This is a genomic window from Actinomadura sp. KC216 (assembly GCF_004348535.1).
Classification (GTDB): domain Bacteria; phylum Actinomycetota; class Actinomycetes; order Streptosporangiales; family Streptosporangiaceae; genus Spirillospora.
In genome coordinates, this window is record NZ_SMJX01000648.1 from 1 (window position 1) to 1,031 (window position 1,031).

1 protein-coding gene is annotated in these 1,031 nt (G+C 70.4%); it reads left to right on the forward strand.

Annotation, left to right across the window (positions count from 1 at the left end; translation table 11 throughout):
• Positions 1 to 28: 28 nt before the first annotated feature.
• Positions 29 to 1,031 (forward strand): AMP-binding protein (locus E1264_RS42785; RefSeq protein ID WP_165964682.1); only part of this gene is annotated, 1,003 nt, incomplete at its 3' end.

Sequence of the window (1,031 nt, forward strand, 5' to 3'; positions counted from 1 at the left end):
GGTGGGTGGGGTGTCGCAGACCCCGCAGGTGCATCTGGATCATCAGGTGTTCGAGATGGGCGGCGAGTTGTACGCCTCCTGGGACGCGGTCGAGGCGCTGTTCCCGGCGGGCATGCTCGACGAGGCCTTCACCACCTACCAGGAACTGGTCGAACGGCTCGCCGACGACCCCGAAGCATGGCAACGCCCGGGGCTCCTGGCCCAAGCCCGTCCCGTCGAGACCGGCGAGGTGGCTCCAGGCGAAGCGGTCCCCGAATGGGAACTGCTGCATGAGGGTGTGGAGCGCGCGGCGGCCCGGTGGCCGGAGCGTGCCGCGGTGGTGTGGTCGTCCGGTGAGTTGACTTACGGCGAGCTGGTGGCGCGGTCGCGGCGGATCGGCTGGCGACTGCGCGACCTGGACGTGCGGCCGGGTGAACTCGTCGCGGTCTGCATGGACAAGGGCTGGGAACAAGTCGCCGCAGTCGTCGGGGTACAGGCATCGGGCGCCGCCTATGTCCCGGTGGACCCGGGCCTGCCGACGGCACGGCGCGCACGCCTGCTGGAGCGCACCGGAGTCCGGGTCGTACTGACCCAGCAGGCCGTGGCCGACCGGCTGGAATGGCCCGACATCACGGTGCTGCCCGTCGACGACTGCGACCGGTGGCCGGAGGTGTCGGCCGAACCGCTGCCGGTGGTGCAGGAGCCAGGGGATCTGGCCTACGTGATCTTCACGTCCGGGTCGACGGGTGAGCCCAAGGGCGTGATGATCGACCATCGCGGTGCGGTCAACACCGTCACCGACGTCAACGAGCGATTCGGGCTGGGGCCGGGCGATCGGGTCTTGGCCGTGTCCTCGCTGAGCTTCGACCTGTCGGTGTGGGACGTGTTCGGCACCTTGGCGGCCGGGGCCGCGCTGGTCATGCCCGATCCCGGCACCGAGCGCGAGCCTGCGCATTGGGTGGAGCTGATCGACCGTCATGGCGTGACGGTGTGGAACTCGGTTCCGGCGCTGTTCGAGCTGGCGGTGGAGCAGGCCGCCCACGAGGGTGGCG